Consider the following 24173-nt stretch of genomic DNA (forward strand, 5'->3'; position numbering starts at 1 on the left):
CACAACGGCCAACCGTTCCGAGGAGCCTCCGACATGCCTACGCACGAGCCCTCAGGTCCGCCTCCCCCGGTGGACGCGGGCACCCTCCCCGCCGACGTGGCGCGCTCGCTCTACCGGGACATGCTCACCGCCCGCCACCTGGACGGTGAGGCGATAGCACTGCAGCGCCAGGGCGTGTTCCCCGCCTACGTGTCACTGCGCGGGCAGGAAGCGGCCCAGGTCGCGAGCGCGGCCGCCCTCGACGGGGACAACGACTTCGCCTTTCCGACGTACCGGGAGATGGGAGCCGCCGTCTCCCTGGGCGTGGACATGGTCGGCTACCTCGCCAGCCACCGCGCGTTGTGGCACGGCGGGCTGTACAACCCGCGGGCGTCCGGGTTCGCCCCCATCAACGCGGTCGTGGGCGGCCCCGTACCGCACGCCGTGGGCTGGGCATTGGGGGAGCAGCTCCGCGGCGGAAGCGGCTGCGCCCTCTCCTACTTCGGTGACGGCGCCAGCTCCGAGGGCGACATCCACGAGGCGATGAACATGGCCGGTGTCCTCGCGTGCCCCGTGGTGTTCTTCTGCCAGAACAACCGGTGGGCGCTGTCCGTGCCCGTCGAGAACCAGGTGGCGGGCGGCTCCGTTGCCGGACGCGCCTCCGGCTACGGCATCGCCGGGGAGACGGTCGACGGCAACGACGCAGCGCAGGTCTACCACGCCACCCGCGCGGCGCTGCACCGGGCCCGGAACGGCGGGGGCCCGACAGTGATAGAGGCGCTCACCTACCGCCTGGAACCGCACTCCACCTCCGATGACACCTCCCGGTACCGGGAGGTGGCCGAGGAACGCTCCTGGGAGGAGCACGACCCGATCCCGCGGATGCGGGACGGGCTCCTCGCCGCCGGGCACCTCGATGACACGACCGCGGCGCGGACCGAGGACGAGGCGCGCGAGCGTGCGGCACGGGCCCGCGACGGAGTGGCCGCCGCGGCGCCCCCCGACGGAAGGGACCTGTTCACCCACGTCTACCGCGAACCGACCGAGGAGCTCGGACGGCAGCAGCGCATCTGGCAGGAGGAGGTGGCATGACCGAACTGGCCGTCAACGACCGGCAGGCCGCGAACGACGCGTCCGCGGACCGTCTCTCCATGCAGCAGGCGCTCAACCGGGCGCTGCGCACGGTCCTGACCGACGACCCCGACACACTGGTGTTCGGGGAGGATGTGGGACGACTCGGTGGGGTGTTCAGGGTCACCGACGGTCTGCAGCGGGAGTTCGGTGCGCGGCGCGTGTTCGACACCCCGCTCGCGGAGTCGGGCATCGTCGGGCTCGCGGTGGGACTGGCGATGAACGGCTGGCGCCCGGTGCCGGAACTCCAGTTCGACGGGTTCGCCTATCCGGCGGTCGACCAGATCGTCAACCAGATGGCGCGGATGCACTACCGCTCCCGGGGGGCGTTCCGCATGCCCATCACGCTGCGAGTGCCCAGCTTCGGCGGTATCCAGGCCCCCGAACACCACGGGGAGAGTCTGGAAGCGCTGTTCGCCCACCTCCCCGGGGTGAAGGTCGTCGCGCCCTCGGACCCGCAGGACGCCTACGGCCTGCTCCTGCGTGCGGTGCGCGACGACGACCCGGTGATCTACATGGAACCGAAAGCCCGCTACTGGGAACGGCACCCGGTGGAACCGGTAGCGGACACCGCGCCGGCGGGAACGAGCCGCGTCGTACGCGCCGGGCGGCACGCCACTCTCGTGACGTGGGGATCGATGGTCCACCGCTGCCGCAGGGCCGCCGAGCTGGCGGCCGAGGACGGGGTGGACGTGGAGGTACTGGACCTGCGGTGGCTCAAACCGATCGACGCCCAGGGGGTCGCCGCGGCGGTGCGCCGTACCCGTCGTGCGGTGGTGGTCCACGAGGCGCCGCTCACCGCCGGACTGGGTGCGGAGGTCTCGGCACTCATCACGGAGCGGGCGTTCTCCGAGCTCGCCGCTCCCGTGGAACGCGTGACCGGATTCGACGTGCCGTACCCGGCCGGTCCGCTGGAACAGCAGTACCTGCCCACGGTCGACCGCATCCTGCTCGCCCTACAACGCACCCTGGAGGGCCAGTCGTGAACGCACACACCTTCACCCTGCCGGACCTCGGCGAGGGACTCATCGAAGCCACCGTGTTGGAGTGGCTGGTGCAACCCGGTGACCGGGTCGAACGCAACCAGCCCCTCGTGGAGGTGGAAACCACCAAGTCCGCCGTGGAGATCCCCTCCCCGCGGGCCGGTGCGATAGACCGTCTGCACGCCGCTGCCGGAGAGGTCCTCGCTGTCGGGGACCCCCTGGTGACGTTCACGGCCGAACAGGAGGCCGGCGTCGTCGGCACGGTCCCGACCGAGGAGGAACCCCAGCGCCGGGTGCGGCTGAGCCCACCCTCCGAGTGAGAACCGGCGCCGTAGGGAAAGGAACACGGATGGGGACGACTCCACAGGACGGCATCCCCCTGCACTGCGGTTCGGCGTCGCCCGCGCCGGACAGCCCGGCCCGGACGACGCCGGCCCTCCTCCTGCACGGGTTCGGTTCCGACCATGAGATGAACTGGAAACGCACCGGTTGGTTCCGGGCTCTGACGGAGCGGGGAATACCGGTGCTCGCGCCGGACCTGCGAGGGCACGGCGCCAGCCCGAAACCGTACGAGGCGGCGGCCTACCCGCCCAGCGCGTTCACCGCTGACTTGCTGCGACTGCTGGACGAGCGGGGGGTCGAGCGAGTGGACCTGGTCGGTTACTCGATGGGCTCCCGGTTGGCCTGGGACCTCGCGTTGCGGCACCCGGAACGGGTGCGGCGCGCGGTACTCGCCGGCTTCGGTCCGCGGGACGCGTTCGCCGGAACCGACCTGGACCACCTGGACACCGACGAGAGTCCGTTCGGTGCGCTCTACCGCGCCTCGGCCGCGCTCCCCGGAAACGACCCTCGAGCACTCGCCGCCTGTGCCCGGGGGCAGGCGGCACGGCCGTTCACGAGCCACCCCGTTCCGCAGGGGGTGCCGCTGCTGTTCACCGCCGGCGAGCACGACGAGGTCGCGGCGGGGATGGAGGACCTGGCGCGCGACTGCGGCGCGGTGGAGGCGCTACGGATCCCCGGCAGGGAGCACCGCAGCGCCGTCTCGGCCCGTGCGTTCAAGCACAGCGTCCTGGAGTTCTGCACCCGGGAGGAAACACCGCAGACCGCCGGCTAACCGGGTGCCTCGTGAAAGTCGGGGATGTCGCGTTCACGTACCGGAGGGTGAGCGGTAACGTCCGTTTCGCTTGGCTCTCGCCTTCATAACGACCGTTGTGCACACATTGGTGAGATTGCTCGCACCGGCTAGTGTCCGGTTTCGGAACCCGAAACCGGTTCGGGAGTTGCGGGGTGAAGGGGGAGCGCAGTGGAACGGACACTCACCACGCGCCTCGCCGCGGTCGCGGCGGCGGGCTTTCTGGGCGTGAGCGCGACGGCCTGTGACAGCGGAGAGGGCGGCGACGGCGGGAACAACGACCAGTCCGAGGCCTCCGACCTCAAGGTGGGGCTCGCCTACGACGTCGGGGGCCGGGGGGACAAGTCGTTCAACGACTCCGCCTACCGCGGCCTGCAGAAGGTCGAGGAGGAGCTGGGGGTCGAGGAGGTCAACGACCTCGAACCCAGTGAGGGGGAGTCGGACTCGGACAAGGTGGACCGGCTCTCGCTCATGGCCGAGCAGGGATACGACATCGTGTTCGGCATCGGCTTCGCCTACGCCGAGCCGATGAAGGAGGTCGCGCCGGAGTACCCCGACGTCAACTTCGCCATCGTCGACGAGGAGGTCGAGGGCATCGACAACCTCACGAGCCTGGTGTTCGCGGACGAGGAGGCGGCGTTCCTCGCGGGCGCGGCGGCGGCGTACAAGTCCGAGGAGGACCACATCGGCTTCGTCGGAGGTGTGGAAACCCCGCTGATCAAGAAGTTCGAGGCCGGTTACACGGCGGGAGCCGAGCACGTCACGCCGGATATCGAGGTCGAGACCTCCTACATCTCCCAACCCCCCGACATGTCGGGTTTCCAGGACCCGGCTCTGGGGCGTTCCACGGCCAAGGGCCAGCTGGACAAGGGCGCGGACGTCCTCTACCACGGTGCCGGGGCGGCAGGCACCGGCGTGCTGGAGGCGGTCGTGAACGCGGACGCCAAGTTCGTCGGTACGGACAGCGACCAGTACGAGAACGCCTCCGAGGAGCAGAAGCCGCACGTGGTCACCTCCGCGCTGAAGGGCGTGGACACCGCCGTGTTCGAGTTCGCCTCCTCGGTCGCCGAGGGGGCGGCCCAGTCCGGTGTCCAACGGTTCGACCTCGCCGACGGCGGGGTGGACTACGCGACCTCCAACACGGAGGAGATCGCCGACATCGAGGACGACCTCGACGAGCTCAAACAGCAGATCGCCGACGGTGAGATCGAGGTTCCGACCAAACCGTGAACCCGGTGCCGCGCTGTCGCGGGCAACCGTGGGACATCCCGCCGAGGAGGCGGTGCGGCGGCAGCGCGGTTCGGGCGGCACCGGTCCAGCCAGTTGAGGACACGCCACATGACAGACCCAGCTTCCCCCGGCGGGCCCGACCCTCCCGTTGTCGAGCTGCGCGGCATAACGAAACGGTTCCCCGGCGTGGTGGCCAACCACGACATCGACATAGCGGTCACACGCGGCACGGTGCACGCCATCGTCGGGGAGAACGGAGCGGGAAAGTCCACCCTGATGAAGACCCTCTACGGGATGCACCGCCCGGACGAGGGGGAGATCCTGCTCGACGGCGCCGAGGCCACGCTGCACTCACCCGCTGCGGCGATCAACCACGGTATCGGTATGGTGCACCAGCACTTCATGCTCGCCGACAACCTCACCGTGCTGGAGAACGTGGTTCTGGGCGCCGAACACGTGCACGGGATCGGGGCGAAAGCACGTGAGCGCGTGCGTGCGCTCTCCGAGACCTACGGGCTGGGTGTGCGGCCGGACCGGTTGGCCGAGGGGCTCGGGGTCGGCGACCGCCAGCGGGTGGAGATCCTCAAGGTTCTCTACCGCGGCGCCCGCATCGTGATCCTGGACGAGCCGACCGCTGTCCTCGTCCCCCACGAGGTGGACGCGCTCTTCGACAACCTGCGGGAACTCAAACGCGAGGGCCTCACCGTCATATTCATCTCGCACAAGCTGGACGAGGTGCTCGACGTCGCCGACACCGTCACGGTGATCCGCCGCGGCACCACCGTGGACACCCGAGACCCGGCGGCGACCTCGGCACGGGAGCTGGCGACGCTCATGGTGGGCGGGGAACTCCCCGTTCCGGAACTGCGGGAGGACACCACGGCCGGGGAGACGGTGCTGGAGATCTCCGGGCTGCGCGTGACGGACGCCGGCGGCCGTCCCGTCGTGGACGGGGTCGACCTCGACGTGCGGCGCGGCGAGATCGTCGGGATCGCCGGGGTCGAGGGCAACGGCCAGTCCGAACTGGTCGAGGCCATCATGGGGATGCGCGCGCCGGAGGGCGGTAGCGTGCGCCTCGGCGGGACCGACATCACCGGCTGGCACACCCGAAGCATCCGGGAGTCCGGTGTCGGATACGTCCCCGAGGACCGTCAGCGGCACGGGCTGTTGCTGGAGGCACCTCTCTGGGAGAACCGCGTCCTGGGACACCAGACGGAACCCCCCAACGCCAACGGCTTCCTGATCGACAGGGCGGGCGCGCGTGCGACCACGCGCACGGTGGTGGACTCCTACGACGTGCGAACTCCCGACATCGACGTGCTCGCCGACGCGCTCAGCGGAGGCAACCAGCAGAAACTGGTCATCGGCCGGGAGATGAGCCACGACCCCACGGCGCTGCTCGCCGCGCACCCCACGCGCGGCGTGGACGTGGGAGCGCAGGCCGCGATTTGGGAACACCTGCGCGACGCCCGGGCGCGGGGACTGGCGGTACTGCTGATCTCCGCCGACCTGGACGAGCTGATCGGCATGTCCGACACGTTGCACGTGATCCTGCGGGGACGACTGGTCACCGAGGCCGACCCCGCGACCGTTACCCCCGAAGAACTGGGTTCAGCCATGACCGGTGCCGCACAGGGCCCGCCCACCGGTGAGAGCGGAGGGCAGTCATGACACGGGTGCGGATGGCCGGCCCGGTGGGAACCCTGGTACTCGCCCTGCTGGGCGCCTGCGCCGCGGCCGTGCTCGACCTCGGGCTGCTCGCGCCGGCCGCTCTGGCCCTCAGCGTCGCGGCCGTCGCCGCCACGACGCCGTTCACCACGACGGAGGGTACGGCGCGGGACGCCGACCCGCCGCCGTTCCGGATCATGGCCGCGGTGCTGGCCGGCCTCACCGGCGTCGTCGTCGGCCTCCTCACCGCCACGGTGGCCGACCTCGGGCTCATAGAACCGGTCAGCTACGCCCTCGGTGCTTTCGTCGGCTGCGGGGCGGCACCGCTCATGTACCGCAGGACCGCAACGTCGCTGGCGCTGTCCCTGGCGGCCGTCGCTCTCGCAGTGGTGCTGGCGCTGGCCGTCACCTCGGTCGTGCTGCTCATCACGGGGATCGACCCCCTGTTCGCCTACACCGAGATGCTGGACTACGGCTCCAGTCCGGACAGTGTCGTACAGATCGTCAACAACGGCACCACGCTGTACCTGTCGGCGGTGGCGGTGGCCATCGGCTTCAAGATGAAGCTGTTCAACATCGGCGTGGACGGCCAGTATCGGCTCGCGGCGCTGCTGGCCGCCGCCGTCGGCGGCGCCTGGGCGCTCCCCCCGGTACTGCACCAGTTCGTGATCGTGGCCGTGGCGGTCGCCGTCGGCGGTTTCTGGGCGGGCATCGCCGGATACCTCAAGGTGGCCCGCGGGGTCTCCGAGGTCATCTCCACGATCATGCTGAACTCGATCGCCACCGCGGTGACCGCTTACCTACTGAGCACCGATCGCCTCGCCGTGGAGATCGGCACGAACAACGTCGGGACGCCGGAGATCCCGGATTCTGGGTGGGTGCCTGGCATCCCCGCCGGTTTCCTCGGCGCCGACGGGGAGATCTTCGGCCTGGTGCTTCTGGCGGCAGCCGTGGGCGCGGGCTACTGGACGGTGCTCAACCGCACCCGGTTCGGGTTCGACCTGCGGGCCACCGGCCAGTCGCCCGAGGCCGCACGCGCCAGCGGTGTCAACGTGAACCGGATGGTCCTCACGTCCATGGTGCTGTCCGGAATGGTGGCCGGGCTCGTCGGTATGCCCCAACTCCTCGGGGAGTCGCACTACTACGCGCTGGACTTCCCCACCGGTCTCGGCTTCACGGGGATCGCCATCGCGCTGTTGGGGCGCAACCACCCGGTGGGAATCGCTGCCGCTGCGGCGTTCTGGGTCTTTCTGGACCGTTCTGCCCAGATTCTGGATTTCCAGGGCATCCCCAAGGAGATGGCAGTGGTCACCCAGGCCACGATGGTGCTCACCGTGGTGGTGGTCTACGAGGTCGTGCACCGGTGGGGCCGCCGTTACGAACAGCAGCAAGTCGGCGCGGAACTCGGCCGTGCGGAGGTCACACCATGAGCCAGGCAACGACGGTGGGAGCTCCGCAGCAGGAGGACAACCGCGCACGTCACCGGTGGCGGGTGCTGAGCCTCGTCGCCGCCGGTTTCGTCGCTCTGTCGGCGGTACGGATCGTCACCGGGCAGCACACCATCACCAGCCCCGGAACCATCCAGGCGATGCTGGCGTTCGCCGTACCCATCGGCCTCGCCGGCCTCGGCGGACTGTGGGCGGAACGCTCTGGTGTCATCAACATCGGCCTGGAAGGCATGATGGTGTTCGGCACCTGGTTCGGTGCCTTCGCCGCGTGGACGTCCGGAAACCCGTGGGTGGGCCTGGCCGCCGGGATCCTGGGCGGAATGCTCGGTGGTCTGATCCACGCCGTGGCCACCGTGGGGTTCGGTGTGGACCACATCGTGTCCGGCGTCGCGATCAACATCCTCTCCGTGGGCGCGATGCGCTACCTGTCGGTGCTGTACTTCGTGGAGGCCCCGGGTGGCGGAGCGGGCCAGTCCCCGCAACTGCCGGAGTTCCCCACCGTCGGCGCGCCGTTCGTCGCCGGGGCGCTGGGCGGTCTGGCGGAGCGCAACTGGTTCCTCCTGTCCGACGCGGCCGGTGTCGTCATCGGGCTCACCACCGGCATGTCGGCGATCACCCTGGTAGCACTCCTCCTGCTTCCGGTGACGTACTACCTGCTGTGGCACAGCAGGTTCGGGCTGCGGTTGCGTTCGGCGGGAGAGAACCCGGACGCGGCCGAGTCACTGGGCGTCAACGTCTACGCCTACAAGTACGTCGCGCTGCTGACCTCCGGCGGGCTGGCCGGAATGGGCGGGGTGTTCCTCGCCATGGTGGCCTCCTCGGTGTACCAGGAAGGCCAGACCGGCGGACGGGGCTACATCGGGCTGGCCGCGATGATATTCGGTAACTGGCGCCCCGGAGGGCTGGCCATGGGAGCCGGCCTGTTCGGGTTCACCGACGCGCTGCAGGTCCGCGGCCAGGGTGGCGCGGTCCACGCCCTCCTCCTGCTGCTGGCCGTGGTACTGGTCGCGGTCGCGGCCCGGCAGTGGTCGCGGGGCAACCGCACCGCGGCCGTGGTCTCGCTCGCGGTGGCGGGCGCGCTGACGGTGGTGTACACCGTCACCGACACCGTGCCGGAGGAGCTGGTGATAGCCAGTCCCTACATCACGACCCTGCTGGTGCTGTCACTGGCCTCCCAACGACTGCGGCCGCCCGCCGCGATCGGACGCGCCTGGCGCCGGAGGGCGTCGTGAGCGCGGCACGGGTGGACTGGAACGCCCTGCGTAGGGCGGCAGCCGCGGCCATGGGCAGCGCCTACGCCCCCTACTCCGGCTTTCCGGTCGGGGCGGCGGCGTTGACAGAGGACGGGCGCACGGTGCGCGGATGCAACGTGGAGAACGCGTCGTACGGCCTGTCGCTGTGCGCCGAATGCGGGCTGGTCTCGGAACTGCACGCGACCGGCGGCGGAACGCTCACCGCTCTCACCTGCCACGACCGTTCCGGAACACGCGTACTGCCGTGCGGCCGCTGTCGCCAGCTGCTGCACGAGCACGGCGGTCCCGGAATGCTGGTGGACACCCCGCAGGGGCCGCTTCCCCTGTCCGACCTGCTGCCGGCCGCGTTCGGCCCGACCGATCTCACGCGCTAGAGGTACGAGCATGGATCCGATCGACATCATCACCACCAAGCGCGACGGCGGCGAACTGTCCCCGGAGCAGATCGACTGGATCATCGGCGCCTACGCGAACGGCGACGACACGACGCCCCGGGTGGCCGACGAGCAGATGGCCGCGTTGGCCATGGCCATCCTGTGGCGCGGTATGACGCGTGCGGAACTCAGCGGGTGGACCGCGGCGATGCTGCGCTCCGGGAAGCGACTGGACTTCACCGGTCTGGAGCGCCCCACCGTCGACAAGCACTCCACCGGCGGGGTGGGGGACGCGATCACCGTCGCGCTGACCCCGACAGTGGTCGCGTGCGGCGCTGCGGTACCGCAGCTCTCCGGCCGCGGTCTGGGGCACACCGGGGGAACACTGGACAAACTCGAGTCGGTTCCCGGCTGGCGGAGCGACCTCTCCCCAACGGAGATGCGCCGTGTGCTGGAGGACGTCGGAGGTGTGGTCTGCGCTCCCGGTCCGGAGCTCGCACCGGCGGACCGCCGCCTCTACGCGCTGCGGGACGCCACGGCAACGGTGGATTCCCTGCCGCTGATCGCGAGCTCCGTCATGTCCAAGAAACTCGCGGAGGGAACGGGGGCTCTCGTACTCGACGTCAAGGTGGGATCCGGCGCGTTCATGCCGGACACGGGCAGCGCACGGGAACTCGCCCAGACCATGGTCGACCTCGGCGCCGACCACGGTGTGCCGACGAGAGCGCTGCTGACCGCGATGGACACGCCGTTGGGGTACCGGGTCGGTAACGCCCTGGAGGTCGCCGAGGCGGTGGAGGTCCTCGCGGGAGGTGGCCCCGCCGACATGGTGGAGCTCACCGTCACCCTGGGCAGGGAGATGCTGGCCGCGGCGGGGATGGACGGCCCCGCAGCCAGGGACCCGGCCGCGGCGTTGGCGGACGGGAGCGCGATGGACACCTGGCGCCGGATGGTACGAGCCCAGGGCGGCGACCCGATGGCCCCCCTCCCCGAAGCGAGGGAGACCACCCGGATCCTCGTCCCGGAGTCGGGTGAGCTGACCCGACTGGACGCGCGCGCCGTCGGAGAGGCGGCCCGCAGGTTGGGCGCCGGACGCAGCACGAAGGAGGACTCCGTGTCCCCGGGCGCGGGGATCACGCTGCACGCCAAGCCCGGTGACGATGTGCGGGCGGGGAGCCCGCTCGCCACCCTGCACGCCGACGATCCCGCACGGTTCGGTCCGGCCTCCGAGGCCCTCGCCGGTGCCTACGAGGTCGGCGGGAAGCGGAGAACGTTCCCCCTGGTCGTCGGGAAGCTCGGCTGAGGAGGAGTCCTCAGTTACCGGTTCCCGGGCCGAACGGGGCCGGTGGGGGAACCGACACGTAGGCCGCTGCGGACCCGATGAGGAAGAGCACCCCGACGAGGACGCACGCCGCGGCGACCCACTGGGCCCAGGGGCGGCTGGCCGGTCCGTTCATCCCCAGGCTGACCGCACCGAGAAGCACACCGAGCACGACGGTGACACCGTCGCCCAGGATCACCGAACTGACGACCGAGCTCTGACTCTGGGCCGTCACGCTCGCGAGCATCTCAGCGAGCCGGGTGCCCACCAGCCCGGCCCCGGTCGCCAGAAGCGCGGCCACGCTGAACGACTCCGCGCTGAGTATCCCACCCGCCGGGGGCGCCGCCCCGAAACCGGCGGAGTGTTCCGTGGTTTCCTCCTCGTCCTCGACGGGTTCGGTCGTCCCGTCCGTGTTGTCCCCTTCCGTGTGGGGAGCGGCCATCTCGGGCCTGCCGGAGGGGTCCGCCCCGGCGGCTCCGTTGTCCTCGTTGTTCGTACCGGTGTTCATGGGTGCACAACGTACCCGCTGTGCGGGTTCCGGCCGCCCGCGTACGCGCCGGTGGCCCGAACCGTTTCCGGATCCCTACGGGTCACCCCTCGCGGGAGTGCTGGCGCTGTCGCTCCGCGCCCAGGGCGATGGGGGCGGCGAGCCACTCGTCGGGCAACCCGAACCCGGCCGTGAGGGAGACGGCGTGCGGACGCAGCTCGCGGCAGAGCTCGTTGACCGACTGGGTCACGGCCTTGGCACGGGGCGGTGCCAGACGCTCGTGTTCCAGGAACCAGGCGCGGTCCGACTCCACGGCGGACAGCGCGTACAGGTCGCACACCCGTTCCAGCACGGCGGCGGTGTCGGGGTCGGAGCAGCGGTCGATGGCAGCGAGGAACGCCTCCAGCGCGATGCGTTCGATATGCGCCCGGCCGGCGTGCACGAGGTGATCCTGCGCGCCGTTGACGACGTCGAACGCCTCCGGCCCGGAGGAGTCGGCCCGGCGCAGCCGGCGGGCCAACCCCTCCACGATGTGTCTCTCCCGGTCCTCCAGCAGCCTGAGCTGCCATCCCCGATCGTGGAGGTCCTCTCCCTCGTCGCGCCGTGGTGACGCGCTGACGAGCCGTTCGATCAGTGACCGTGCCGCGGTGCGTTCGATGAGGGCCCCCACGAACCGGCCTGTCACGAACCTCGCCATCGCCAGGGGGTCGAGGTCGCCGAACGCGTCCCGGTAGTGCGTGAGCAGCGCCCGGGCGGTGAGCTGGAGCAGGACCGTGTTGTCGCCCTCGAACGTCGTGAACACGTCCGTGTCCGCCCGGAGTTCCGTGAGCCGGTTCTCCGCCAGGTAGCCGGCACCGCCGCACGCCTCGCGGCACGTCTGGATGGTCTCACTGGCGTGCCACGTGGCCATTGCCTTGATCCCGGCCGCCCGCGCTTCCAGTTCCCGCTGGCCGTGCTCGTCCAACGGCCTCTCACCCACCGCGCTGTCGTGCAGGGTGGTGACGAGTTCCTCCTGGGCGAAGTGTAGCGCGTAGGTGCGGGCGAGTGCGGGAAGGAGGCGGCGCTGGTGGGAGAGGTAGTCCAGTAGCACGACCTCCTCACCGGTGTCGGGCCGGGGGAACTGGCGGCGGGTGTCGCCGTAGCGCACCGCGATGTCCAGCGCGGCCTTGCTGGCGCTTCCGGCGCCGCCGGCGACACTGATCCGCCCCCGCACCAGGGTGCCCAGCATGGTGAAGAACCGCCGGTTCGGGTTCGTTATGGGGCTGGTGTAACTCCCGTCGGGTGCGACGTCACCGTAGCGGTTGAGCAGCGCCGTCCTGGGAACCCGGACACGGTCGAACCACAGGCGTCCGTTGTCCACCCCGTTCAGCCCGCCCTTGGGGCCGCAGTCCTCGATCCGTACGCCGGGCTGCGGCCGGTCCTCCGAGTCCCGGATCGGGACCAGAATCGCATGCACACCGTGGGACTGCCCGCACGACGACAGCTGGGCGAAGACCACGGCCATCCGGCCGTCCCGGGCGGCGTTGCCGATGTAGTCCTTGCGGGCCGCCTCGTCCGGAGTGTGGACGACGAACTCCTCGGTGTCCGTGTCGTAGTCGGCCGTGGTGCGGATCCGCTGCACGTCGGAACCGTGGCCGGTCTCGGTCATGGCGAAGCAGCCCAGAAGCTCCAGGGACATCAGAGGCGGCAGGTACTCGGCATGGTGCCGCTGGGTACCCAGCGCGTGGACGGCGCCGCCGAACAACCCCCACTGGACTCCCACCTTGACCATGAGGGAGAGGTCGCACACCAGCATCTCGAAGGCCACGATCGCGGCGCCCGCGTCGCCGCTTCCCCCGTGCTCCCGAGGGAAACCGTGCCCGGGAACGCTGGTGGTGGCCAGTTCCCGCAGTTGCCGCAGCACGCGTTGCCGGTGGGCGTCCGTCCCGATACCGGCCACCGGGACGAACGGTTCCCCGCGCAGGAACCCCCGCAGCTCGTCACGTACCCCCGCCCACCGTCCGTCCACGAGCTCACGCAGCGCCGCGCCGTCCAACCGGTGCTCAGAGACAGTCATAGCGACCCCCCATCTCACGTCATGCCTGTCGTAGCACGCGTTGACGAAAACAAGGGAGGTTACACGCGATGTGGGAAGAACTCTTCCCATGGACACCACATACGCGAACGAAGAGCAACAGAACGGTGAGCGAGGAACCGGCGCGAACAACACAGCTCGGACCGACGTCCGGGAGGCGTCCCCCCAGGACATCGACGCCATAGTGGAACTGGGAGGCCAGCGTCGGGAGCGGTACCAGCGCCACGCGGCCCGCCCGTGGTCCCCCGTGGCGGACGCGAGGAACCGGCACCGCACCCGCCTGGAGGAGCTGGTGGACGACCCGCGCTCCGTGGCACTGGTGGCCGTCCGGGACGGGAAGCTGCGCGGGTACCTGTGCTGCACGCTCGTCACACCCCCGGACCTGTACGAGCCGGGCGGTCCGGTCGGGCGTGTGGAGGACTTCGCCGTGTCCGGTTCCCGGGAGTGGACACTCTCGGCGCAGGCGCTGTTCGCGGCGGTTCGGCGACGGCTGCGCGAGTCCGGGGCGGTGAGCGTGCTCGTGACGACGGACGGGTGCGACTCCGCGGAGCGGGCGTTCCTCTGGCGGATGGGGATGTCGCTGGAGTCCGAGCAGTACCGGATGAGTGTCGAGTGACCAACATCACGCCGGCGAGTGCCCCGGGTGTGCCGGGAGCGCCGGGCCCCTTCCCACTGGGGACCCGTCGCGGAGGTTCTCGACCACGGGAACGTGGGCACGTTTAGTGAGTGCGTCCGATCAAGGAGTGACCCGTGGCCTATTTGACCGAAGCCGACGTGCAGGACTACGTCAACGGGATCTGTTTCAAGACCGGCCCTCCCGGGAAAGTCGGTGCCGAACTCGAGTGGCTCGTTACCGACCCCGAACAACCGCGCTCCCCTGTCCCTCTCGACCAGCTCGTTCCCCTCATCGAGCAGGCCGGCGCCCCGCCGTCGGGAAGCACCGTCAGCTACGAACCCGGCGGCCAGCTCGAGGTCAGCTCACCTCCGTTACCGGGCCCGGCCTGGGCGCACACCGCCCTCAACACCGACCTCGCACATATCCAGAAACACCTGCGCGACGCGGGACTGTGCCTCGACGGCTACGGGCTGGACCCGCACCGTTCGCTCTCGCGCCAGCTCACCCTTCCCCGCTACGCGGCCATGGAGCGTTACTTCGACGCCGCGGGAACGGCCAGCGGACGCACCATGATGTGCAGTACCGCCTCCATCCAGGTGTGCCTGGACATCGGGGCCGACCCGGCCGACGCCGCGCACCGCTGGAGCCTGGTCCACCGACTCGGCCCCATGCTCGTGGCCGCCTTCGCGAACTCCCCCCTGTGGCGCGGCCGCCCCACCGGATGGCGTTCCACCCGGTGGACGGTGTGGGCCGCCCTCGACTCGTCACGCACCCGTCCCGTCCCCAGCACCGACCCGGTCGCCTCGTGGACGCGCTACGTCCTGGAAGCGCAGCTCATGACGATCCGGGAGGAGAACGGGCCAGGGATCACCTCCCCCGGTATGACGTTCAGCGAATGGCTGTCCTGCGGCCGCCCCAGAAGGCCGGAACCCGACGACCTCGTGCACCACATGAGCACCCTGTTTCCCCCGGTGCGGCCGCGCGGTTGGCTGGAACTGCGCATGATCGACTCCCTGCCGGAACACTGGTGGCCGGTTCCGGTCGCGGTGACGGCGGCGCTCCTCGACGACCCGAGGGCGGCCCTGGCCGCGACCGAGGCGACCGAACGGGTGCCCGGCTGCACCTCGCCGGGAACGTGGCTCACCGCCGCTCGCAGCGCCCTGACGGACCCCGATCTCGCCGCGTGCGCCCGGTCCTGCTTCGCCGCTGCCAGTGAGGCCCTTTCCCGTATGGGAGCGGCCGACCTCGCCACCCTTGTCGACGCCTACCGAGAACGCTTCGTCGAACGCGGACGGTGTCCGGCCGACGACCTCCTGGACGCGGAAGGAGCATTCGCTTGAGTAGCCACCCTCCCACGCACTCCGACACCGCAGACCGGATGCGGGAACGCATCGCCACGGAACTCGACCGCGGCCGCCGACGCAGCCAGGGACTCACCGTCGACGCGCTCGATGAGGAGGAGCTCACCGCCCAGCACTCCCCGCTCATGTCGCCGCTGGTCTGGGACCTCGCCCACGTCGGCAACTACGAGGAGCAGTGGCTCGTCCGCGCCGCGGCCGGCCAGGAAGCCCTGCGGCCCGACATCGACATCCTCTACGACGCGTTCGAGAATCCGCGCGCCGACCGGGTCTCCCTGCCGCTGCTGTCCCCGCGCGAGGCCCAGGACTACAACGCGCGTGTCCGCTCCCGTGTGCTGGACGCGTTGGAGAGAGCCCCGATGGAGGGCGGGTCCCCGCTGTTGGGCAGCGGGTTCGTCTACCACATGGTGATCCAGCACGAGCACCAGCACGACGAGACGATGCTGGCCACCCACCAGCTACGGAGCGGTGACCCGGTGCTCGCCGGAGCGGCCGACCCGGCTCCGGTGGTCAGGACCGAGCCGCCCCGCGGCGAGGTCCTCGTCGAGGCGGGGCCGTTCACCATGGGAACCAGCGACGACCCCTGGGCCTACGACAACGAGCGCCCCGCACACACCGTGGACCTGCCCGCGTTCTGGATCGACGCCAGCGCCGTCACCAACGCCGCCTACCTGGAGTTCATGTCCGACGGTGGCTACGACGATCCGCGCTGGTGGACCGAGGAGGGGTGGAACTGGCGTCTGAGCTCCGGGAAACAGGCACCGGCGTTCTGGAGCCGTACGGGCGACCGGTGGTTCCGGCGCCGGTTCGGCCTGCTGGAGCCCGTCCCCGCGCACGAACCGGTGCAGCACGTCTCCTTCCACGAGGCCCAGGCCTACGCCTGCTGGGCCGGGAAGCGCCTGCCCACCGAAGCGGAGTGGGAGAAGGCCGTCCGGCACGACCCCGCTACGGGGGCCGCGCAGCGCTTCCCGTGGGGGTGGGAGGAACCCGGCGAGCGCCACGCGAACCTCGGCCAGCGGACACTGCGCCCCGCCCCGGCCGGCGCGTTCCCCGCGGGGGTCTCTCCCCGCGGCGTGTGGCAGTCCCTGGGCGACGTCTGGGAGTGGACCTCGACCGCATTCGCCGGCTACCCCGGATTCCGGGCCTTCCCCTACCCCGAGTACTCCGAGGTGTTCTTCAACGGTCAGTACCGGGTCCTACGCGGAGGTTCCTGGGCGACCCACCCGACCTCGGTGCGGGCGACGTTCCGCAACTGGGACTTCCCCAGCAGGCGGCAGGTATTCGCCGGCTTCCGCTGCGCGCGCGACGCCGGGGAGGCGGAATGAGCGAAGCGACCGACCACGGGCACGCCGCGCCCCGCCGCCGGGCCCTCGCACCACGTTCCCGAGCGGGGGTGAGGTAAGCCTGATGTGCCGACACATGGCCTACACCGGACCGGACGCCACTCTGGCCGACCTTCTCCACAACCATCCCAACTCGCTGTACGCCCAGTCGTACGCGCCCCGTGAGCAGCGGCACGGAACTGTCAACGCGGACGGGTTCGGCGTGGGCTGGTACGCCCCGGACCACGCCGAACCGTTGCGTTACCGCCGCGCGATGCCGATCTGGGCGGACTCCTCGTTCCACGACGCCGCCCGGTCGATCCGCTCGTCCTGTGCGGTGGCGGCGGTACGCGACGCCACCCCCGGATTCGGGACGGACGAGTCGTGCGCGCAACCCTTCCGCGGCGATACCTGGCTGTTCAGCCACAACGGCGCGGTCAAGGACGACGAGGCGCTGCTCGCCCGGTTCGCCGGCCAGCATCCCACCGGAGCGCTGGACGCGCGTACCCCGGTCGACTCCGCGCCGCTGTTCGCCCGGGCGCTCTGCCTGTGGCGGGAGGGCACCGGTCTGGGCGACGCTCTGGCAGCAGTGGTACGCGACGCCCTCTCCTGCTCACCCGGCCGCTACAACCTGCTCGCCTCCGACGGGAGGTACCTGGCCGGGACCGCCGCCGGCGACACGCTCTACGTCCGGCGCTATCCGGACGCGGCGGGGGGAGGCGTGTGCCTCGCCTCCGAACCCCTGGACAGCGGCCCCGAATGGTGGCCGGTACCCGACAACTCCCTGGTGACAGCCGACCGCTGGGAGGTCACTGTCACCCCCATCGACACGCTGGACGGGACGACGTGATGTTCTGGACCGACCGCCATCTCACACCCGACGACCTCACCAAGACCCTGCGGCGCGACGTGGCCGAGGGACTCGCGGCCGTTCCCAAGACGCTTCCGCCCAAGTGGTTCTACGACCAGCGGGGCAGCGCCCTGTTCGACCGGATCACCCGCCTGCCCGAGTACTACCCCACCCGCGCCGAACACGCCGCTCTGCACAACCACGCGGGGGAGATCGTCCGCGCCGCCGGTGCCGACACCCTCGTGGAGCTGGGCTCCGGATCGGGGGAGAAAACCCGTCTGCTGCTGGAGGCCCTGCGCGCGCGTGCAAGCCTGAACGGTTTCGTCCCGGTCGACGTCAGCGGTGAGTTCCTGGAGGAGGCCGCCACCCGCATCGCCGCGGAGTACCCCGACATGCGGGTCCACGTAGCCGTCGCCGACTTCGAACGCCACGCGCACCTGCTGCCCACGCGCGGGCGGCGGCTGGTGGCGATGCTCGGATCCACCATCGGCAACCAGACACCGGAAGGGCGCCGCGCGCTTCTCGCCGACCTGCACGGCACGATGGCCCCAGGGGAGACGCTGCTGCTGGGTCTGGACCTGGTGAAGAGCCGGGAGCGGCTCCTGGCGGCCTACGACGACTCCCGAGGTGTGACCGCCGAGTTCAACCGCAACGTCCTGCACGTCGTCAACCGCGGACTGGACGCTGACTTTGAACCGGACGCGTTCGACCACGTCGCCTGCTGGAACGAGGAGTCCGAATGGGTCGAGATGCGCCTGCGCGCACGAGAGCGCCAGCGTGTCCACCTCACCGCCCTCGACCTCACGGTGGACTTCGCGTCCGGTGAGGACGTACGCACCGAGATCTCGGCGAAGTTCCGCAGGGACAGGGTCTCCTCCGAGCTCGCCCGGGCCGGGTTCACGGTGCGCGGTTGGTGGACCGACCCCGGTGAGGACTTCGCCCTGGTTCTCGCCGAAGTGTGAACAGCCGGGACCGGAGGTGGCGGCGCGGGCGGAACACGGTCGTTCGCGCCGCCGCGCACCGGTAACCGGGACGGTTCCGGCTCCGGTACGGTGACACGCGTGATCAAGGTAGGAGTGTTCGGCGCCAACGGGCGCATGGGATCGGAAGTGGTCAGGGCGGTCACGCAGGCCGCCGACACGGAACTGGTTGCTGCGGTTGACGAGGCGAGCCAGCGCGAGAGCGCGGGTGGGGCCGACGTTGTCGTGGACTTCACCCATCCGGACGCGGTGATGGACAACCTGCGCTGGCTGGTCGCCAACGGTATCCACGTCGTGGTGGGCACGAGCGGGTTCGACGAGGCCCGCCTGTCCGAGGTGCGCGACCTACTGGCGCACCACCCCGGGGTCCGGGTGCTCGTCGCCCCCAACTTCGGTATCGCAGCCGTGCTGATGATGCACTTCGCGGAGAAGGCGGCGCCGTTCTTCGACTCGGCGGAGATCGTGGAACTGCACCATCCGAACAAGGTCGACGCGCCCAGCGGAACGGCGCAACGCACCGCCGAGCTGGTGTCGCGCGCACGGGAGCAGGCGGGCGCTGACGCGATGCCGGACGCGACGACCTCCGAGGCTCCGGGCGCACGGGGCGCTGACGTGGCCGGGGTTCCGGTCCACGCGCTGCGCATGGCCGGGTCGATCGCCCACCAGGAGGTCCTGTTCGGCACGCACGGGGAGACGCTGAAGATCCGGCACGACTCGATGTCGCGGGAGTCGTTCATGCCGGGGGTGCTGCTGGGGGTCCGCCAGGTCGCCGACCTTCCCCAGCAGCTCACCGTCGGCCTGGAGCCGTTGCTCGGGCTGGAGTGAGAGCGGGAATCACTGGTGTGGCCCGCGTCCCGCGTGCCGGGGCTTCGCGGGACGCGTGGGGAGGTCCCGCATCCGCTGCCGGGGCGGGCCCTCCCCACGGTGGGACGAGGTGTTCACTCGTAGAAGCCGAGCAGTACGAACGTCTGCCCCCCGAGCACCCCTCCGACGATGGGGGCCACGATCGGAACCAGGGCGTAGGACCAGTCGGAACCGCCCTTCCCGGCGATGGGCAGGAGCGCGTGTGCTATACGCGGACCGAGGTCGCGGGCCGGGTTGATCGCGTAACCGGTGGGGCCACCGAGGGAGAGGCCGATGGCCGTCACGAGCAGCCCGATGAGCAGCGGCGCGAGGCCGGTTCCGAACAGGTCGGCGAGGTCGCCGTTGCTCTGGCCGATGGGGTTCATGTTCGCGTTGATGCCGAGGATCCCGAACACCAGCATGAACGTGCCGATGACCTCGGTGGCGAAGTTGGCCGGGATGTTGCGGATAGCGGGGACGGTGGAGAAGACACCCAGCTTGGTCTCGGTGTCCTCGGTCTCCTTCCAGTGGGGCAGGTAGGTGACCCACACCAGGGCGGCGCCGAAGGCGCCGCCAGCGACCTGGGCGGCGACGTAACCCGGCACCATGGACCAGGGCAGCTCCCCGATGGAAGCCATGCCGAACGTGACGGCGGGGTTGATGTGGGCGCCGCTGAACTGTCCGACGGCGTAGACCGCCATTCCCACGGCCAGTCCCCAGCCGAGGGTTATGACGATCCATCCGCCGCCGTTGGCCTTGGATTTGGCGAGTGTGACACCGGCGACGACGCCGCAGCCAAGTAGGGTAAGGATCGCCGTACCGACGAATTCGGCGATGTATTCCATGCGAAGCCTCCGCTGAGCGGGTCGGATCTGGGTGGGGCCACCGTGGTGGGTGGGGTTCAGACGTCCTCGTGCTCGAGCCAGCCGAGCGAGCGGTTGACCGCCTTGCGCCAGTTGCGGTACTCGCGGTCCCGAACCTCGTCCGGCATCTGCGGTGACCACTCGGCCGCCTTGTGCCACTTGGCCCGAAGACTTTCCAGGTCGGGCCAGTACCCCACGGCCAGTCCGGCGGCGTAGGCGGCACCTAGGCACGTCGTCTCGGCGACCATCGGACGGACCACGTCCACGTCCAGTACGTCGGCGAGGATCTGCATCAACAGGTTGTCCGCGGTCATGCCGCCGTCGACGCGCAGGTCGGACATGTCAGCTCCCGAGTCCTGACGCATGGCGTCCACGACCTCGCGGGTCTGCCAGGCGCTGGCTTCCAGCACGGCCCGTGCGATGTGGGCCTTGGTCACGTAGCCGGTGAGCCCCGTCATGATCCCGCGGGCGTCGCTGCGCCAGTGCGGGGCGAAGAGTCCGGAGAAGGCGGGGACGATGTAGCAGCCGCCGTTGTCGTCCACCGTGCGGGCCAGGGTCTCGATCTCGGCGGCGCTGGAGATGATGCCGAGGTTGTCGCGGATCCACTGGACCAGGGATCCGGTGACGGCGATGGAGCCTTCCAGCGCGTACACGGCCGGTTGGTCGCCGATCTTGTAACCCAGTGTGGTCAGGAGCCCGTTCGACGACATGACCGGTTCCGTGCCGGTGTTGAGCACGAGGAAGGTGCCGGTGCCGTACGTGCCCTTGACGTCTCCGGGGGAGAAGCAGGTCTGGCCGAACAGCGCGGCGTGCTGGTCCCCGAGGGCGGAGGCGACCGGTACGCCGGCGAGGAAGCCGGTGGCCTCCCCGTACACCTCGGCGGAGGAGGTGATCTCGGGGAGGATCACCCCCGGTATCCCCATGGCCGCGAGGATGTCGCTGTCCCAGTCCAGCGAGTGCAGGTTCATCAGCATCGTGCGGCTGGCGTTGGTCACGTCGGTGACGTGCCGGCCGGTGAGCTTCCAGATGATCCAGGTCTCCATGGTGCCGAACAGGACCTCGCCGCGCTCGGCGCGTTCCTGCAGGCCGGGAACCTCGTTGAGGAGCCAGCGCAGTTTGGGTCCGGAGAAGTAGGTGGCGAGGGGGAGCCCGCAGCGTTCCCGGAACCGCTCCTGGCCGACCACCCCCGCGAGTTCCTGGATGAGGGAGTCGGTGCGGGTGTCCTGCCAGACGATCGCGTTGTGTACCGGTTCTCCGGTCTCCCGGTCCCACACCACCGTGGTCTCGCGCTGGTTCGTGATACCCACGGCGGCGATCTGGTCGCGCGAGAGGGAACCGTTGTCCAGGGCCTCGGTGATGACGGTCTGGACGTTCTCCCAGATCTCCGAAGCGTCGTGTTCCACCCATCCGGGTTGCGGGAAGATCTGGCGGTGCTCCCGTTGGCCCACCGAGACGATCCGGCCGTCACCGTCGAAGACGATGCACCTGCTCGAGGTCGTTCCCTGGTCGATCGCTGCTATGTACTGTGCGCTCATCACTGTGTCGGGCGTACGAGCCCCGCACGCGGCGGGGGAGGGGACACCCTTCTCCTTTCTGGCGGTGTGGAGATGGTTGCCTGCGCATCGGCACAGGAGTGCGGCTGCGCGGCTGGCACCGGCCGCGGGCGGGGTGCCGGGAGGTGCGGGGTAGGCGGCGCACCGAACGGTGGCGGGTCCGTGAGCGGTTCCAGACCGGAACCGGACCCCGGATCACCTCCCTTCGTCGTGGTCGCGCCGTTGGCGGGAACCGTCCGCGTCGCACTGCCCTGGTGTCACCACAAGCTACGAACTATGCGATATCGCATGCTGTGCGACAATGTAGTACAAACAGAACGCAGTGTGAGACAGGTCTCGAGCTTATGTCAAGCTTAGGGGGAGGGCCGGAGGCCGGGAAGGTGTGTTACCGGTACCTCACCAGGGGTGTGCCCCCAGCTCCCGGGAGATGGAACGCGCCGCGTCGCGTACGTAGGAGATCTGCTCCCTGCGCAGGCCCTCGTCGTCGCACAGCCGCTCGATCGCCCCGGACAGCCCGATCGCGCCCACCGCGGTTCCCCGCCGGTCACGGATCGGGGCGGCGAGTGCCACCTCGCCGTCGATGAGCTCCTCCTTCTCCGAGGCCCATCCGTGGCTGCGGACCGCCTCCAGCTCGTGCTGCAGCTCCTCGGGTGAGGTGAGGGTGTTTCGGGTGTAGCCGACCAGCTCGGTCCCCGGTTCCGGCTCGTCGGGACAGGCCAACGGGTCGAAAGCCAGCAGCGCCTTGCCCAGGGCGCTCGCGTGCAGCGGCAGCAGCGATCCCACCTCGAGCGTCTGACTGCTGTCGTCCGGGCGGAACACATGGTGGACCACCAGTACCTGCCCCTCGTGCAGGATGCCGATCCGTACGCTCTCCCCGCTGCGCCCCGCGAGCGAGTCGGCCCAGTTCAGCGCGCGGGTGCGGAGCTCGTTGCCGTCCAGGTACCGGGTGCCCAACCGCAGCACCCCACCACCGAGGCGGTACTGGCCCGTTTCCGCGTCCTGCTCGACGAAGCCCACATGCTGCAGGGTGCGCAGGATGCCCAGCGTCGTTCCCTTGGGGAGCTCCAACGTCCGGGCGATCTCGGTGAGGCTCAGTCCGCGGACGCCGCCGGCGAGCAACCGCAGGATGGCGGCGGCGCGTTCGACGGACTGGATTCTGCCAGGCATGGGGGGCTGCCACTCCTAAGTACGACAATGTCACACATCGATCCTACTGGAACGTGTGACCTGCACTACTGGGCGTTCCGCGAGAGCTCTCGGCATCGGTGCCGGGACGACATCGTATCCCTGCCCTGGGGCAGCCCGCTGGGTACGTCCCCTGGAGTGCCTCATGGTCCCGTGTGAACCGGGGGTTCCACCGAGCGCGATGGCTGCCCGAACGCCCGCGGCGCGGGACCGGGTGCCGCCCGCGCACCGCGGGCGGGGGTGCTTCCCGGCCGACAGCGGTCAGCGCTCCGGTCGCACCCCCCGCCGGCGCGTCATCGCGGGATGCGGATCTCGACTCGCCGGTTCTTCTCCCGGCCCTCGGGGTTGTCCTCGCCGTCGACCTCGTTGGGCGCCACCGGGTCGGCGGAACCGTGGCCCGTGACGTCGAAGGTGATGTCGCTGCCCTCGGTGCGCGAGCTGAGTTCCTCCTCGACCGCTTCCGCGCGTTCCTCGGACAGTTCCTGGTTGCGTTCCGCGCTTCCCTTGGCGTCGGTGTAACCGTCGATCTCCACGGTCGTGCCCTCGGCGCTGTCGTCCAGTACCCGGGCGGCTTCCTCCAGCGCGCCGTCGGCCTCGTCGGTGATGTCCGCCTCGTCGAACTCGAACAGGACGTCAGCCGCCAGGGTGACGGTCCGCTCCTCGGAGTTCTCCGCGTCGGTGACCGAGCCGTCCTCGTTCCGGGTGGCCACCGTGAGGTCCTGCACGGGGGGAGAGAGCTTCTGTACGGGAGTGTTCAGGTCGTGGATGGGAGCGGTGTCCACCGCGGCTGGTCCGGGAGCGTCGGGCTCGGTCTCCGTTCCGCCCTGGGCATGAGCCGAGGTTGGTACGGCCAGCACCGATCCCGCGATGACCCAGCACACCAGGCGGACACCAGGGCTAGCTGAGCTCGACATTGTTGAACGTTCCAGCGTTGGGGATCCGCACGTCCATCGTCTCCACACCATCCGGGGGAGTGCCGAACGTGGCGCTGTAGAGAACCGAGTCCCCCGGGGCGAACTTCTCCGAGGTGTTGTAGGTCGAGCAGACGCACTTGCCGTCGTCGTCCTCGGCGACCAGGTGGACCTTGCCGTTCGCCGAGTCGACGAGCGTGACGTCGGAGACCTCCCCGCCACCGTCCGGTCCGTTCCCGAGCCAGGTGTGGAAGAGGTCGCTCGCGTCGTCGCCGGTGTTGGTGATGGAGAACGTCAGCTCCACGGTCTCCGCACCGCGGACAAGGTCGTGCACGGCGATGTGCAGGTCGGTGCCGAGCGTCTGGACGTCCTGGCTCGCCAGGGTATCCCGGGCGTCCTCCTCGCCCGGCTCCACCTTCCCGGCGTTGGCCGGGTCCGCGGAATCGCCATCGCGGCTGTCGCCGTCCTCGCCGCCGAACATGCCGCACCCGGCCAGCAGTAGTGAGCAGGCCGCGAGCGCGAGGGGATACGTTACGCGTTGCTGGGGGGTAACCATAACCGTAAGGTTACGTGCCGGCCGGGACGGTGCGACGCCGAACCCCGGAACACGCA

23 protein-coding genes are annotated in these 24173 nt (G+C 70.1%); 16 read left to right on the plus strand and 7 right to left on the minus strand.

The features are described 5' to 3' along the window. Nucleotides 1-33 precede the first annotated feature (33 nt). The 10 genes from FHX37_RS04315 (at nt 34) to FHX37_RS04360 (ending at nt 10501) form a co-directional block, all read left to right on the plus strand. A complete protein-coding gene (locus tag FHX37_RS04315; protein ID WP_141922266.1) occupies nt 34-1071 on the plus strand; it encodes a thiamine pyrophosphate-dependent dehydrogenase E1 component subunit alpha in 1038 nt (345 codons plus the stop codon). Then, nucleotides 1068-2096: an alpha-ketoacid dehydrogenase subunit beta gene (locus FHX37_RS04320; protein ID WP_141922267.1), complete on the plus strand. Its 1029-nt coding sequence runs from the start codon at nt 1068-1070 to the stop codon at nt 2094-2096. The genes FHX37_RS04315 and FHX37_RS04320 overlap by 4 nt, the downstream gene beginning before the upstream one ends. Further along, the gene (locus FHX37_RS04325; protein ID WP_141922268.1) at nt 2093-2413 is read left to right on the plus strand and encodes a biotin/lipoyl-containing protein; all 321 of its coding nucleotides are present in this window, start codon (nt 2093-2095) and stop codon (nt 2411-2413) included. Before FHX37_RS04320 ends, FHX37_RS04325 begins: the two co-directional genes overlap by 4 nt. A gap of 29 nt (nt 2414-2442) precedes the next feature. Then, entirely contained in the window at nt 2443-3207 is a 765-nt protein-coding gene (locus FHX37_RS04330; RefSeq protein WP_141922269.1) for an alpha/beta fold hydrolase, read from the plus strand. A 189-nt stretch (nt 3208-3396) separates the two neighbouring features. Next, nucleotides 3397-4455, plus strand: a complete 1059-nt coding sequence (locus tag FHX37_RS04335) for a BMP family lipoprotein (protein ID WP_141922270.1) — start codon at nt 3397-3399, stop codon at nt 4453-4455. A 108-nt stretch (nt 4456-4563) separates the two neighbouring features. Continuing rightward, complete coding sequence (locus FHX37_RS04340; RefSeq protein WP_141922271.1) at nt 4564-6126, plus strand: ABC transporter ATP-binding protein; 1563 nt, start codon at nt 4564-4566, stop codon at nt 6124-6126. Continuing rightward, nucleotides 6123-7553, plus strand: coding sequence for an ABC transporter permease (locus FHX37_RS04345; RefSeq protein WP_141922272.1), 1431 nt, complete (start codon nt 6123-6125; stop codon nt 7551-7553). The genes FHX37_RS04340 and FHX37_RS04345 overlap by 4 nt, the downstream gene beginning before the upstream one ends. Next, nucleotides 7550-8803, plus strand: coding sequence for an ABC transporter permease (locus tag FHX37_RS04350; protein WP_141922273.1), 1254 nt, complete (start codon nt 7550-7552; stop codon nt 8801-8803). Before FHX37_RS04345 ends, FHX37_RS04350 begins: the two co-directional genes overlap by 4 nt. Further along, complete coding sequence (locus FHX37_RS04355; RefSeq protein WP_141922274.1) at nt 8800-9198, plus strand: cytidine deaminase; 399 nt, start codon at nt 8800-8802, stop codon at nt 9196-9198. The genes FHX37_RS04350 and FHX37_RS04355 overlap by 4 nt, the downstream gene beginning before the upstream one ends. 10 nt (nt 9199-9208) lie before the next feature. Then, nucleotides 9209-10501 carry a thymidine phosphorylase gene (locus FHX37_RS04360; protein ID WP_141922275.1) on the plus strand — a complete coding sequence of 431 codons (1293 nt, stop codon included), beginning with the start codon at nt 9209-9211 and terminating at the stop codon, nt 10499-10501. 10 nt (nt 10502-10511) lie between these two features. On the opposite strand, the gene FHX37_RS04365 is transcribed toward FHX37_RS04360, so the two are convergent. Further along, entirely contained in the window at nt 10512-11027 is a 516-nt protein-coding gene (locus FHX37_RS04365; RefSeq protein ID WP_141922276.1) for a hypothetical protein, read from the minus strand. Nucleotides 11028-11109: 82 nt separating this feature from the next. Then, nucleotides 11110-13062, minus strand: a complete 1953-nt coding sequence (locus tag FHX37_RS04370) for an acyl-CoA dehydrogenase family protein (RefSeq protein WP_141922277.1) — start codon at nt 13060-13062, stop codon at nt 11110-11112. Nucleotides 13063-13150: 88 nt separating this feature from the next. Here FHX37_RS04370 and FHX37_RS04375 point away from each other — a divergent pair, with 88 nt between their 5' ends. The 6 genes from FHX37_RS04375 to dapB all read left to right on the plus strand — a co-directional run bounded on the left by FHX37_RS04375 (nt 13151) and on the right by dapB (nt 19031). After that, complete coding sequence (locus FHX37_RS04375; RefSeq protein WP_141922278.1) at nt 13151-13696, plus strand: GNAT family protein; 546 nt, start codon at nt 13151-13153, stop codon at nt 13694-13696. A 134-nt stretch (nt 13697-13830) separates the two neighbouring features. Next, entirely contained in the window at nt 13831-15036 is a 1206-nt protein-coding gene (egtA, locus tag FHX37_RS04380; protein ID WP_141922279.1) for an ergothioneine biosynthesis glutamate--cysteine ligase EgtA, read from the plus strand. Nucleotides 15037-15074: 38 nt separating this feature from the next. Continuing rightward, nucleotides 15075-16379 (plus strand): ergothioneine biosynthesis protein EgtB, encoded by a 1305-nt coding sequence (gene egtB / locus FHX37_RS04385; protein WP_141925005.1) that lies wholly within the window; start codon nt 15075-15077, stop codon nt 16377-16379. Nucleotides 16380-16461: 82 nt separating this feature from the next. After that, on the plus strand, nt 16462-17226 hold the full coding sequence (gene egtC / locus FHX37_RS04390) for an ergothioneine biosynthesis protein EgtC (RefSeq protein ID WP_141922280.1): 765 nt from the start codon (nt 16462-16464) through the stop codon (nt 17224-17226). After that, nucleotides 17226-18188 (plus strand): L-histidine N(alpha)-methyltransferase, encoded by a 963-nt coding sequence (gene egtD / locus FHX37_RS04395; protein WP_141922281.1) that lies wholly within the window; start codon nt 17226-17228, stop codon nt 18186-18188. The genes egtC and egtD overlap by 1 nt, the downstream gene beginning before the upstream one ends. A 99-nt stretch (nt 18189-18287) precedes the next feature. Then, nucleotides 18288-19031 carry a 4-hydroxy-tetrahydrodipicolinate reductase gene (gene dapB, locus FHX37_RS04400; protein ID WP_211351742.1) on the plus strand — a complete coding sequence of 248 codons (744 nt, stop codon included), beginning with the start codon at nt 18288-18290 and terminating at the stop codon, nt 19029-19031. A 113-nt stretch (nt 19032-19144) separates the two neighbouring features. On the opposite strand, the gene FHX37_RS04405 is transcribed toward dapB, so the two are convergent. The 5 genes from FHX37_RS04405 to FHX37_RS04425 all read right to left on the minus strand — a co-directional run bounded on the left by FHX37_RS04405 (nt 19145) and on the right by FHX37_RS04425 (nt 24117). After that, entirely contained in the window at nt 19145-19894 is a 750-nt protein-coding gene (locus tag FHX37_RS04405) for an MIP/aquaporin family protein (protein ID WP_141922283.1), read from the minus strand. A 56-nt stretch (nt 19895-19950) separates the two neighbouring features. Then, nucleotides 19951-21447, minus strand: coding sequence for a glycerol kinase GlpK (gene glpK / locus FHX37_RS04410; protein ID WP_141922284.1), 1497 nt, complete (start codon nt 21445-21447; stop codon nt 19951-19953). Nucleotides 21448-21861: 414 nt separating this feature from the next. Next, nucleotides 21862-22632, minus strand: a complete 771-nt coding sequence (locus tag FHX37_RS04415) for an IclR family transcriptional regulator (protein WP_141922285.1) — start codon at nt 22630-22632, stop codon at nt 21862-21864. Nucleotides 22633-22943: 311 nt separating this feature from the next. Beyond that, nucleotides 22944-23564: an OmpA family protein gene (locus tag FHX37_RS04420; RefSeq protein ID WP_141922286.1), complete on the minus strand. Its 621-nt coding sequence runs from the start codon at nt 23562-23564 to the stop codon at nt 22944-22946. Then, nucleotides 23548-24117, minus strand: coding sequence for a hypothetical protein (locus FHX37_RS04425; protein ID WP_141922287.1), 570 nt, complete (start codon nt 24115-24117; stop codon nt 23548-23550). The genes FHX37_RS04420 and FHX37_RS04425 overlap by 17 nt, the downstream gene beginning before the upstream one ends. Nucleotides 24118-24173 lie beyond the last annotated feature (56 nt).

The sequence above is a fragment of the Haloactinospora alba genome, from assembly GCF_006717075.1.
GTDB lineage: Bacteria > Actinomycetota > Actinomycetes > Streptosporangiales > Streptosporangiaceae > Haloactinospora > Haloactinospora alba.

What these genes read in the sequence shown, in the direction of transcription:
- FHX37_RS04315 (WP_141922266.1), top strand. Translation starts at nt 34, where the DNA reads ATGCCTACGCACGAGCCCTCAGGTCCGCCTCCCCCGGTGGACGCGGGC.
- FHX37_RS04320 (WP_141922267.1), top strand. Translation starts at nt 1,068, where the DNA reads ATGACCGAACTGGCCGTCAACGACCGGCAGGCCGCGAACGACGCGTCC.
- FHX37_RS04330 (WP_141922269.1), top strand. Translation starts at nt 2,443, where the DNA reads ATGGGGACGACTCCACAGGACGGCATCCCCCTGCACTGCGGTTCGGCG.
- FHX37_RS04340 (WP_141922271.1), top strand. Translation starts at nt 4,564, where the DNA reads ATGACAGACCCAGCTTCCCCCGGCGGGCCCGACCCTCCCGTTGTCGAG.
- FHX37_RS04345 (WP_141922272.1), top strand. Translation starts at nt 6,123, where the DNA reads ATGACACGGGTGCGGATGGCCGGCCCGGTGGGAACCCTGGTACTCGCC.
- FHX37_RS04350 (WP_141922273.1), top strand. Translation starts at nt 7,550, where the DNA reads ATGAGCCAGGCAACGACGGTGGGAGCTCCGCAGCAGGAGGACAACCGC.
- FHX37_RS04360 (WP_141922275.1), top strand. Translation starts at nt 9,209, where the DNA reads ATGGATCCGATCGACATCATCACCACCAAGCGCGACGGCGGCGAACTG.
- FHX37_RS04365 (WP_141922276.1), bottom strand. Translation starts at nt 11,027, where the DNA reads ATGAACACCGGTACGAACAACGAGGACAACGGAGCCGCCGGGGCGGAC.
- FHX37_RS04370 (WP_141922277.1), bottom strand. Translation starts at nt 13,062, where the DNA reads ATGACTGTCTCTGAGCACCGGTTGGACGGCGCGGCGCTGCGTGAGCTC.
- FHX37_RS04375 (WP_141922278.1), top strand. Translation starts at nt 13,151, where the DNA reads ATGGACACCACATACGCGAACGAAGAGCAACAGAACGGTGAGCGAGGA.
- egtB (WP_141925005.1), top strand. Translation starts at nt 15,075, where the DNA reads ATGCGGGAACGCATCGCCACGGAACTCGACCGCGGCCGCCGACGCAGC.
- egtC (WP_141922280.1), top strand. Translation starts at nt 16,462, where the DNA reads ATGTGCCGACACATGGCCTACACCGGACCGGACGCCACTCTGGCCGAC.
- egtD (WP_141922281.1), top strand. Translation starts at nt 17,226, where the DNA reads ATGTTCTGGACCGACCGCCATCTCACACCCGACGACCTCACCAAGACC.
- FHX37_RS04405 (WP_141922283.1), bottom strand. Translation starts at nt 19,894, where the DNA reads ATGGAATACATCGCCGAATTCGTCGGTACGGCGATCCTTACCCTACTT.
- glpK (WP_141922284.1), bottom strand. Translation starts at nt 21,447, where the DNA reads ATGAGCGCACAGTACATAGCAGCGATCGACCAGGGAACGACCTCGAGC.
- FHX37_RS04415 (WP_141922285.1), bottom strand. Translation starts at nt 22,632, where the DNA reads ATGCCTGGCAGAATCCAGTCCGTCGAACGCGCCGCCGCCATCCTGCGG.
- FHX37_RS04420 (WP_141922286.1), bottom strand. Translation starts at nt 23,564, where the DNA reads ATGTCGAGCTCAGCTAGCCCTGGTGTCCGCCTGGTGTGCTGGGTCATC.
- FHX37_RS04425 (WP_141922287.1), bottom strand. Translation starts at nt 24,117, where the DNA reads ATGGTTACCCCCCAGCAACGCGTAACGTATCCCCTCGCGCTCGCGGCC.